The sequence below is a fragment of the Mesorhizobium sp. B1-1-6 genome, from assembly GCF_006443035.1.
Lineage (GTDB): Bacteria > Pseudomonadota > Alphaproteobacteria > Rhizobiales > Rhizobiaceae > Mesorhizobium.
Genome location: NZ_VFWR01000005.1, coordinates 405,754 through 414,990, shown reverse-complemented (window position 1 = coordinate 414,990; position 9,237 = coordinate 405,754). Strand labels below are relative to the sequence as shown.

Here is a 9,237-nt window from a genome sequence, read left to right as displayed (position 1 = left end):
GTAGGGGAGTAGGGTAGGCTATTCCGGGGACAATTTGCGGATCAAAAGCCGCAAGAGCTTCCCCACACTTTCGGTGCTGGCCAACAACGACGCTGTCGCCGCCTGCGAGGCGATGCCAGTCCGCTCAGCGATCAGAAGTTGAGTTTCCAGCTCCTTCAATGATCCCTGGGCGATGCGAAGAAACTGTTGGTAGGATCCTCGAATTTCTCTACCATACCCCTCAGCTATATTTGCCGGCACCGAGCTTGCGGAACGGCGGACTTGGCTGGTCAATCCATAAAGTTCCTCCTTGGGCCATGATTTTGTGGAGCTGTAAACTGCCACAGCAAGATCCATTGCCTGCTGCCAAACAAGCAAGTCCTTGTAAGAGCCTGTCTTTTCGGCCATTCATCCCTACTCCCCTACACATTCAGCAACAAATACTCCCTCTCCCAAGGACTGATCACTTCCATGAACGTCTCGAATTCCGCCCGCTTGATCGCCGCATAGGTCGCGGCGAAGGACTTGCCCAAAAGCGCGCAGAGTTCCTCGTCGCCCTCGAACAGGTCGACGGCTTCGAGCAGGCTGCGCGGCAGGTCGATCTCGTCGGCATTGGCGGTGGTCAGCACCGGAGGTTCGGCCTTGATCTTGTTGGTGATGCCGATCAGCCCGCAGGCGAGCGAAGCGGCCATTGCCAGATAGGGATTGGCGTCGGAGGAGGGGATGCGGTTTTCGACGCGGCGCGCCGCCGGATCCGAGCGCGGCACGCGGAATGCCGTTGTGCGATTATCGTAGCCCCATTTGTTGTTGACCGGAGCCGAGGCGGACTGCGTCAGCCGGCGGTAGGAATTGACGTAGGGCGCAAACATGACCAGCGCGTTCGGCACATGCTTCTGCATGCCCCCGATGAAATGGAAGAAGTCCTCGGTTTCCGAGCCGTCCTCGGCCGAGAAGATGTTCTTGCCCGTCTTCTTGTCGATGATCGACTGATGGATGTGCATGGCGGAGCCCGGCTGACCCTGGATCGGCTTGGCCATGAAGGTGGCGTAGATTTCGTGTTTCAGCGCCGCCTCGCGAATAGTGCGCTTGAACATGAACACCTGGTCGGCGAGTTCGACGGGATCGCCGTGGCGCAAATTGATCTCGAGCTGGCCGGCGCCCTCTTCATGGATGAGCGTGTCGATCTCCAGGCCCTGGCTTTCGGAAAAATGATAGATGTCGTCGATCAGCTCGTCGAACTCGTTGACGCCGGCGATCGAATAACCGGCGCCGCCGCCGATCGCCCGCCCCGAACGGCCGACGGGCGGCGTCAGCGGATAATCCGGATCCGGGTTCTTGCGCACCAGATAGAACTCGATCTCGGGCGCCACCACCGGTTTCAGCCCGCGCCTGTCATAGGCGGCCAGAACACGCTTCAAGACGTTGCGCGGCGTGAATTCCACCGAGCGGCCATCCTGGTGGACGAGGTCGCAGATAACGGCGGCCGTCGGGTCTTCCTCCCAGGGCACCACCGTCAGCGTCGACAGGTCCGGCATGAGTTTGAGGTCGCCGTCGTCCTCGGGATAATGAAAGCCGTTGCCGTCCTCGGGATAGCCGCCTGAGATGGTGGTCATGAACACGGCTGAAGGCAGCGCCAGCGAGGTGTTGGAGGTGAATTTCTTCGACGGCATCATCTTGCCGCGGGCAACGCCGGCCTGGTCAGGCGTAATGCATTCGATGTCTTCGATGCCGCGCCATTGCAGCCATTCGCTGACTTCCTTCCAGTTCTTCACACCACGCAGGTTTTTCACGAAGGCAGGCGTGCGGGCGCGCCCTCCGCGGCTCGACGGACGGACTTCCTTTTTTGCAGGCGGCATCATTCACCAGATTGGGTTGCGGATTTGGGAGTATAGCTGTGCCCGGCGACCGAAGGGAAGGGGAGCAGCCGGCATTGGCCGTTGCGGTTGAAAATCGCGGCTGCGAGATTAGGTTCAGCCTCGTTCACATATGAGATGCGTCGATGCAGAAGACCGGCGAACTGACCACCATAGGCTTCGATGCCGACGATACGCTGTGGCAGAACGAACAGTTCTTCCGAATAACCGAGAAGCGCTTTGCCGCCATGCTTGCCGATCACGGCGAAGAGGAACATATCTCGGCACGGCTGCTGGAGGCGGAGAGACGCAATCTTGCCGTCTACGGTTTCGGCATCAAGGGCTTCACGCTGTCGATGATCGAGACGGCGATCGAGGTCACGCAAGCCCGCGTCCCGGCTTCGGTCATATCGGAGATCCTCGGCGCCGGCCGCGAGATGCTGAGCCACCCGATCGAGGTCTTGCCGCATGCGCGCGAGACGGTGGAACGGCTCGCCGGCGCCTATCGCCTCGTGCTGATCACCAAGGGTGATTTGTTCGACCAGGAACGCAAGCTGGCCGGGTCCGGCCTCGGCGATCTGTTCGACGCGATCGAGATCGTCAGCGACAAGAACGCGGCTACTTATGCGCGCGTTTTCAGTCGCCATGGCGACGGCCCGGCCAGGAGCATGATGGTCGGCAATTCGCTGAAGTCCGATGTGGTGCCGGCCATCGAGGCCGGCGGCTGGGGCGTTCATGTGCCGCATGAATTGACCTGGGTGCTTGAACATGTCGAAGCGCCCATTGCCGAACCGCGCTTCCGGCAGATCTCCGATCTCGGACAACTGCCCGAACTGATTGAAAGCCTCGCCGGATAGGCTTGCTTGCCGCCTTCAGCGGTTGACCAGCCGATCAATCACCGGCTGCAAGCGCTCGGGCGTAATCGGTTTGGCCACCACCGCGTCGACGACGTTTGAAAGGCCAAGGCTCTCCGGCGTGCCGTTCTTGGTTGAAAGCAGTACCACCGGAGGGAGCGATTTACCCGAAGCCCGCCGCAACATCTCGATGCCGGGCATCAGAGTGTCGCAGTCCCTGTTATCGGCGCCGCCGTCCAGGACAATCACGGCCAGGACCAGCAAGCGCAAGGTCTTCGCCGCCATCTCGGGTGATTCCGAGATCGGCTTGAGCCCGGACCGCTCGACGATCTTGGAAATCACCACCCGATTGATCGGGGACTTGCCGACAACGAGCACCTGCGAGGTCTGGCGGATCGTCTCCGTGGCTGAATCCCGGCTCACCAGATTCGGATGTCTCGCGCTTTCGTCGTCACGCTTCACTGGGCACCCAAGTCAGCCAAGAAACTCGTCCCATTTCAATGCAGAGTTGAAATCAGGCGACAATTGGCGTGAGATCGCGGTCCCTGTCAAGCCGAAATAAAAAGCTGGGGAAAGCATTCCCGCAGCAGTCAATTCAAGCAACAGTACTGTACTGCTCTGTCCATTCCCTGGTTGCATGAAAATAGAATTCACCTGCGCATACACGGCGCAGGTGAGAGGCGGGCCTGCGCGATCTTCGATCAGCCATGGCTTTGCTGCGTGACGATGACCGGGATCAACAGGTCCCCCCAATTGCCGTCGCCGCCATGGTGTCGTGCCGAGCGCACCAGCTCGACCGAGACGCCGGCTTCCACCGCCTTCATCACCGACTGGTTGAGCCGGTGCAGATCGTTGGCCAGCATGCGGATCGTCGCTTGCTGGTCGATGCTCATCGTGGTCGACTGCTCTTCGGCCCGTTCCTTGACGCGGCTTATCGATGCCATTGGTCTTCTCCTTGCTGTATGCCCTTGGGCGTTTGCCGAGATCCCTGGTTTGCTATTCCGCAGCCGGTTTGAACTGGGCGTGCTCGGTCGATTCATGCATGGCCGTGGTCGATGACCGTCCGCCGGTGATCGCCATCGACACGGCATCGAAATAGCCGGTGCCGACCTCGCGTTGGTGCTTGGTCGCGGTGTAGCCGTTGGCCTCCGCCGCGAACTCGGCTTCCTGCAACTCCGAATAGGCTGCCATCTGCCGCTCCTTGTAGCCGCGGGCGAGTTCGAACATGCCGTAATTGAGCTGGTGGAAACCGGCCAGCGTGATGAACTGGAACTTGTAGCCCATGGCGCCGAGCTCTTTCTGGAACCTGGCGATCGTGGCGTCGTCGAGGTTCTTCTTCCAGTTGAACGAAGGCGAGCAATTATAGGCCAGCAGCTTGCCGGGGTGATGCCTGTGCACGCCCTCGGCAAATCTCCTCGCCTGCGCCAGGTCGGGCTTCGAGGTTTCGCACCAGATCAGGTCGGCGTGGGGAGCGTAGGCGACGGCGCGCGCGATGCAGGGCTCGATACCGTTCCTCACCTGGTAGAAGCCTTCCACCGTGCGGCCGGCGTCGTAGTCGACGAAGGGCTGGTCGCGCTCGTCGATGTCGGAGGTGAGCAGCTTTGCCGCTTCCGCGTCCGTGCGCGCCACGACCAGGGTGGGCGTGCCCATCACGTCGGCTGCCAGGCGTGCGGCATTGAGGTTGCGGATGTGGGCCGCGGTAGGGATCAGCACCTTGCCGCCGAGATGGCCGCACTTCTTTTCCGACGCCAATTGATCCTCGTAATGGACGCCGGCGGCACCTGCCTCGATGAACGCCTTCATGATCTCGAAAGCGTTGAGCGGCCCACCGAAACCGGCTTCGGCATCGGCGACAACAGGCGCGAACCAGGTATCGACCGAAAGCCCCTTGCCTTCGGAGGTCTCGATCTGGTCGGCGCGCTGCAAGGTGCGGTTGATGCGCTTGACGAGTTCGGGCGCCGCATTGGCCGGGTAGAGCGACTGGTCCGGATACATCGCCGAGGCGGTGTTGGCGTCGGCGGCGACCTGCCAGCCAGACAGGTAGATCGCCTTCAGCCCGGCGCGCACCTGCTGCATGGCCTGGTTGCCGGACATGGCGCCGAGCGCGTTGACGAAGTCCTCCTCGTGGATGAGCTTCCACAGCCGGTTGGCGCCCATTTCCGCCAGGCTCTGGCGGATCTGCACCGAGCCGCGCAGTCGCGTCACATCCTCCGGCGAATAGGGGCGTTCGATGCCATCGAAGCGGCCCTCGGGGGCCGAGGGGACGAGGTTGTAAAAATCAGTCATGCTCTACTCCGGAGGATTGTTTCTTTGCGGCTCCACGGCATTCCTCGCCGCGTTCGAATGTGACTGAATTTACAGTGCGAGGCGAAAAGAACCATGGAAATCGAAGAATCAGGCCATCAATAAGGGAAAATCTGTATTGTGTTTGACAGATGGGCGAGGTAAATTTGTAATTGTTGTAAAAAAATCGCATGGAAGCGTAGCAGCGACGGCAATGTAAATTCCTGTTAAGGAGCCCTATGGCCGACCAGAAGATATTTGCCGGGCCGCGTATCCGCCGCATCCGCAACGCCAAGGGCCTGACCCAGACGGCAATGGCCGAAGGCCTCGGCATCTCGCCATCCTATCTCAACCTGATCGAGCGCAACCAGCGGCCGCTGACGGTGCAGTTGATCCTGAAGCTGGCGTCCGTCTACAAGGTCGATCCGCATGAGCTGCAGGGCGAAGCGGGCGGCTCTGTCGCGGCCTTGAGGGAAGTGTTTGCCGATCCGCTGCTGGCTGGCGAATTGCCGGGAGACCAGGAACTGATCGAGCTTGCCGAAGCCGCGCCCAATGCCTCCGCGGCCGTGATAAAACTGTTCCGTGCCTATCGCGAACAGGCCGAGCGCCTGTCCGATCTCAACGAGCTTCTTGCGCGCGAGGGGCGGGCGACGGCGCTTTCTAGCGCCCGCCTGCCGATCGACGAGGTGCATGAGATTTTCGAGCGTCGGCCGAACCATTTTGCGCATATCGAAGAAGAGGCGGAAGCATTCACTTCGGTGCTCGATCCCGGCGATGATTTGTCTGCTGCGCTGAAGGGCTGGCTGAAGCGCGAATACGGCATCGTCGTCAAGGTGCTGCCGGTCGCCACCATGCCGAACTGGCGCCGCCGCTACGATCGCCATTCGCAGCGCCTGTTCCTGTCCGAGCGCCTGTCGCCGTTCGACCAGTTACGCGAAACGGCGATGGAGGCATGCCTGATCCGCATGACCGTCGCGATAGCCGGCGAGATCCAGGCGTTGAAACTGTCCACAGATGAGGCCCGCCGCCTCGCCCGGTTCGAACTCGGGCGCTACGCGGCGCATGCGCTGATGATGCCTTACCAGGCTTTCCACGCGGCGGCCGTTCGTGCCCGCTACGATATCGACGTGCTGCGCTCGCGCTTCGGTGTTTCCTTCGAGCAGGCGGCCAACCGGCTGACCACGCTGCAGCGGCAAGGCGCCTCGGCCGTGCCGTTCTTCATGCTGGAGATCGACAATGCCGGCAATCGCTTCCGCAAAGCCGGCAGCCTGGGCTTTCCGCAAAGCCGCTTCGGTGGCGCTTGTCCCAAGCTTCCCGTGCACGTCGCCTTCAGCCAGCCCGGCCAGATTTTCGTGGAAGCGGTGGAAATGCCCGACGGCGCCGAGTTCCTCTGCATCGCCCGCACGCTGGAGGGGCCGCAAGGCGCGTTCTCCGAGCGGCCGCGCCGTACTGCGCTGCTGCTGGGGTGCGACATCGGCTTTCGCGACGACATCGTCTACGGTGCGGCACTTCCCGGCCCGACGGCCGGAAAAGGCGGAGCTGGCGCGGTAGCGGCGACGCCGGTCGGGCCCGCCTGCCGGCTTTGCGAGCGCGTCGGCTGCCTGACGCGCGCCGAGCCGCCGGTGACGCGCCCGCTTGGCCTCGACGAGATGGTGACAGGCCTGAGCGCCTTCGATTTCCAGTGACGCTTCGCAAGGCGGACTTGCCACAATCGCCGCCGGTCTCTGGATCACGCCGGACCCGCGCCTTTGCGTTACGCGAATAAGGTACGTTTTTGTCGTCCCCTGCGCATTGTGCCGTTCTCAAAACCTCGACAGTCGTACCCATGACCGACACAGCATCATCGCCGATCGCTCGTTCATCGACCGTCCCGCAGCGGGAGGAGCGCATCGGCTTCCTGCTCGTGTTCCTGTCGGCATTGATGTGGAGTTTCGGCGGCACGATCGCCCGCTTCATCACCGCCGGCGACAGCTGGACGGTGGTGTTCTGGCGTTCCGTGTGGGCGGCCGCCTTCCTGCTCTGCTTCATGGTCTGGCGTGACGGCTGGCGCGGCATGCTGAGGTCGTTTCGCGGCATGGGCCTGCCTGGCCTTGCCGTGGGCTTCTGCTTCGCCACCGCGTCGACCTCTTTTGTCGTGGCGCTTGCCTACACCACCGTCGCCAACATCCTGTTGATGCAGGCCGGCGTGCCGCTGCTTGCGGCGCTGTTTGCCTGGGCGCTCTTTCGCGAAAGAGTGGCGGTCGCGACCTGGCTGGCGATTGCCGCCGTCATCGCCGGTGTCGCCATCATGGTGTCGGAATCGCTCGATGGCGCCGTTTCGCCCATGGGCGACGGGCTGGCGCTGCTGATCGCCGTCATGTTCTCGATCGCCACGGTCATCACCCGGCGCTTCTCCAGCGTGCGCATGACGCCGGCGACCTGCCTCGGCACGATCCTGGCGGCGGGTTTTGCCGCCTCGCAGGCTTCGACCTTCGCCGTATCGGGCATCGACATGGGTTTTCTCTTCGTGTTCGGGGTGGTCAATCTGGGTCTTGGCCTCGCTTTCTTCGCCACCGGCGCGCGGCTGATCCCGGCCGCCGTTGCCGCGCTGCTAGGCACCTTTGAGCCGATCCTCGGGCCGATATGGGTGTGGCTGATCCACTCCGAGGTCCCGTCGGGCCGCACCATCGTCGGCGGCGCGGTGGTGGTCACGGCGCTGCTCGTCCATATCGGACTGGAGTTCAAGCGACAGACGCGGCCAGTCAGGGCAGGGGTCACCGGCGTGCCGTCGCCGAATTGATGCGGCGCCCTAGCTTTGCCATTGACAAGTTCGCTGCCGCGCGGGCAGGCTGGGACCACGGCAACAACAAGACAGGCTTATCTTGCCAAGTCTCCCCGGCGACCCGATCGAGACCGGATCATATTCCAGTATTTCTGCCTGCGCGGCGGCGAAAGCTTCTGACGATGCGGCGACTCCTTCCAGCCCAGGACAGTGGCGCGCGAGCATCGCTTGCGACAGCCGGCGGCGCGGCAATTGGCGCTTGTCGCCTCCTGGAAAGCTCAATAGTCTGAAGCAAATGCCCGGCCGCGCGGATACCGCGACGCGCCGGCGATGGAACACTCACAAAGGAGAATAACATGATCCGCAAAGCGCTCTGGCTTTCGGCGACTTCGGCATTTCTGGCGCTCTTTACGCTCGGCGGCCACGCCGAGGACCGCGTCGTCAATGTCTTCAACTGGTCGGACTATATCGACCCCTCGGTCATCGACGATTTCACCAAGCAGACCGGCATCAAGGTGGTCTACGACACGTTCGATTCCAATGAGATCCTGGAAACCAAATTGCTTGCCGGCGGCAGCGGCTATGACGTCGTCGTCCCGAGCGGCAATTTCCTTGCCCGCCAGATCCAGGCCGGCGTGTTCCAGAAGCTCGACAAGTCGAAACTGCCGAACCTCTCCAACATGTGGGACACGGTTTCGGAACGGACCGCCAAATACGATCCGGGCAATGAATATTCGATCAATTACATGTGGGGCACGGTCGGCCTCGGCTACAACATCAAGAAAGTGCAGGCAGCGCTCGGCACCGACAAGATCGACAGCTGGGACGTGTTCTTCAATCCGGAAAAGCTGGCCAAGCTGAAGGATTGCGGCGTCTATGTCCTGGATTCGCCGACCGACATCTTCCCGACCGCCTTCAAATATCTCGGCATCAATCCTGAGACCACGTCGCCGGACGATTTTGCCAAGGCCGAGGAATTGATGATGAAGATCAGGCCCTACATCAGGAAGTTCCATTCCTCCGAATACATCAACGCTCTGGCCAATGGCGATATCTGTCTGGCGGTTGGCTGGTCGGGCGACGTGTTCCAGGCGCGCAACCGCGCCGAGGAGGCCAAGCAGGGCGTCGAGATCGGCTACGCCGTGCCGAAGGAAGGCGCCGAAATGTGGTTCGACCAGATGGCAATCCCTGCCGATGCGCCGCATGTCGCCGAGGCGCATGAGTTCCTGAACTATATGATGAAGCCGGAGGTGATCGCCAAATCGTCGAACGCCGTGCTCTATGCCAACGGCAACAAGGCTTCCCAGCAATTCGTCGACAAGGCGCTTCTGGAGGATCCCGCTGTCTACCCGGACGCCGCGACCTTGCAGAAGCTCTTTACGATCTCGCCCTACGATCCCAAGACCCAGCGCGTCATCACGCGCACCTGGACCAAAATCGTCACCGGTCAGTAGTCAGTCCGAGGAGGCCCGGCAGTCACCCTGCCGGGTCTCCTTCTTTTCGATGG

Annotated in this window: 9 protein-coding genes; 4 read left to right on the top strand and 5 right to left on the bottom strand. The window is 61.9% G+C overall.

Going from position 1 to position 9,237, the window contains the following annotated elements:
• Nucleotides 1-18: 18 nt before the first annotated feature.
• Together FJ979_RS13265 and FJ979_RS13260 are read right to left on the bottom strand one after the other, a co-directional pair.
• Nucleotides 19-387, bottom strand: a complete 369-nt coding sequence (locus FJ979_RS13265) for a four helix bundle protein (RefSeq protein ID WP_140561378.1) — start codon at nucleotides 385-387, stop codon at nucleotides 19-21.
• A 14-nt stretch (nucleotides 388-401) separates the two neighbouring features.
• Nucleotides 402-1,838 carry a glutamine synthetase family protein gene (locus tag FJ979_RS13260; RefSeq protein WP_181168616.1) on the bottom strand — a complete coding sequence of 479 codons (1,437 nt, stop codon included), beginning with the start codon at nucleotides 1,836-1,838 and terminating at the stop codon, nucleotides 402-404.
• Between the two features lie 140 nt (nucleotides 1,839-1,978).
• On the opposite strand from FJ979_RS13260, the gene FJ979_RS13255 reads away from it, so the two are divergent.
• The gene (locus FJ979_RS13255) at nucleotides 1,979-2,689 is read left to right on the top strand and encodes an HAD family hydrolase (protein ID WP_140561376.1); all 711 of its coding nucleotides are present in this window, start codon (nucleotides 1,979-1,981) and stop codon (nucleotides 2,687-2,689) included.
• A 15-nt stretch (nucleotides 2,690-2,704) separates the two neighbouring features.
• Here the strand turns inward: FJ979_RS13255 and FJ979_RS13250 are convergent, their stop codons facing one another.
• The 3 genes from FJ979_RS13250 to aceA form a co-directional block, all read right to left on the bottom strand.
• Nucleotides 2,705-3,148, bottom strand: a complete 444-nt coding sequence (locus tag FJ979_RS13250) for a response regulator (RefSeq protein ID WP_140581337.1) — start codon at nucleotides 3,146-3,148, stop codon at nucleotides 2,705-2,707.
• Between the two features lie 239 nt (nucleotides 3,149-3,387).
• Nucleotides 3,388-3,630 carry a hypothetical protein gene (locus FJ979_RS13245; RefSeq protein WP_140498529.1) on the bottom strand — a complete coding sequence of 81 codons (243 nt, stop codon included), beginning with the start codon at nucleotides 3,628-3,630 and terminating at the stop codon, nucleotides 3,388-3,390.
• Between the two features lie 52 nt (nucleotides 3,631-3,682).
• Nucleotides 3,683-4,972, bottom strand: coding sequence for an isocitrate lyase (aceA, locus tag FJ979_RS13240; protein ID WP_140498528.1), 1,290 nt, complete (start codon nucleotides 4,970-4,972; stop codon nucleotides 3,683-3,685).
• Between the two features lie 236 nt (nucleotides 4,973-5,208).
• On the opposite strand from aceA, the gene FJ979_RS13235 reads away from it, so the two are divergent.
• From FJ979_RS13235 to FJ979_RS13225, 3 genes are all read left to right on the top strand, one after another.
• Nucleotides 5,209-6,654, top strand: a complete 1,446-nt coding sequence (locus tag FJ979_RS13235; RefSeq protein ID WP_140561374.1) for an XRE family transcriptional regulator — start codon at nucleotides 5,209-5,211, stop codon at nucleotides 6,652-6,654.
• 140 nt (nucleotides 6,655-6,794) lie between these two features.
• Nucleotides 6,795-7,748 carry a DMT family transporter gene (locus FJ979_RS13230; RefSeq protein WP_140525264.1) on the top strand — a complete coding sequence of 318 codons (954 nt, stop codon included), beginning with the start codon at nucleotides 6,795-6,797 and terminating at the stop codon, nucleotides 7,746-7,748.
• A gap of 338 nt (nucleotides 7,749-8,086) precedes the next feature.
• Nucleotides 8,087-9,184, top strand: a complete 1,098-nt coding sequence (locus FJ979_RS13225; protein WP_140558069.1) for a polyamine ABC transporter substrate-binding protein — start codon at nucleotides 8,087-8,089, stop codon at nucleotides 9,182-9,184.
• Nucleotides 9,185-9,237: the final 53 nt, after the last annotated feature.

Excerpts from the sequence above, each read along its gene's own strand:
- FJ979_RS13235 (WP_140561374.1), top strand. The coding sequence starts at position 5,209 with ATGGCCGACCAGAAGATATTTGCCGGGCCGCGTATCCGCCGCATCCGC.
- FJ979_RS13260 (WP_181168616.1), bottom strand. The coding sequence starts at position 1,838 with ATGATGCCGCCTGCAAAAAAGGAAGTCCGTCCGTCGAGCCGCGGAGGG.
- FJ979_RS13230 (WP_140525264.1), top strand. The coding sequence starts at position 6,795 with ATGACCGACACAGCATCATCGCCGATCGCTCGTTCATCGACCGTCCCG.
- FJ979_RS13225 (WP_140558069.1), top strand. The coding sequence starts at position 8,087 with ATGATCCGCAAAGCGCTCTGGCTTTCGGCGACTTCGGCATTTCTGGCG.
- FJ979_RS13245 (WP_140498529.1), bottom strand. The coding sequence starts at position 3,630 with ATGGCATCGATAAGCCGCGTCAAGGAACGGGCCGAAGAGCAGTCGACC.
- FJ979_RS13265 (WP_140561378.1), bottom strand. The coding sequence starts at position 387 with ATGGCCGAAAAGACAGGCTCTTACAAGGACTTGCTTGTTTGGCAGCAG.
- aceA (WP_140498528.1), bottom strand. The coding sequence starts at position 4,972 with ATGACTGATTTTTACAACCTCGTCCCCTCGGCCCCCGAGGGCCGCTTC.
- FJ979_RS13255 (WP_140561376.1), top strand. The coding sequence starts at position 1,979 with ATGCAGAAGACCGGCGAACTGACCACCATAGGCTTCGATGCCGACGAT.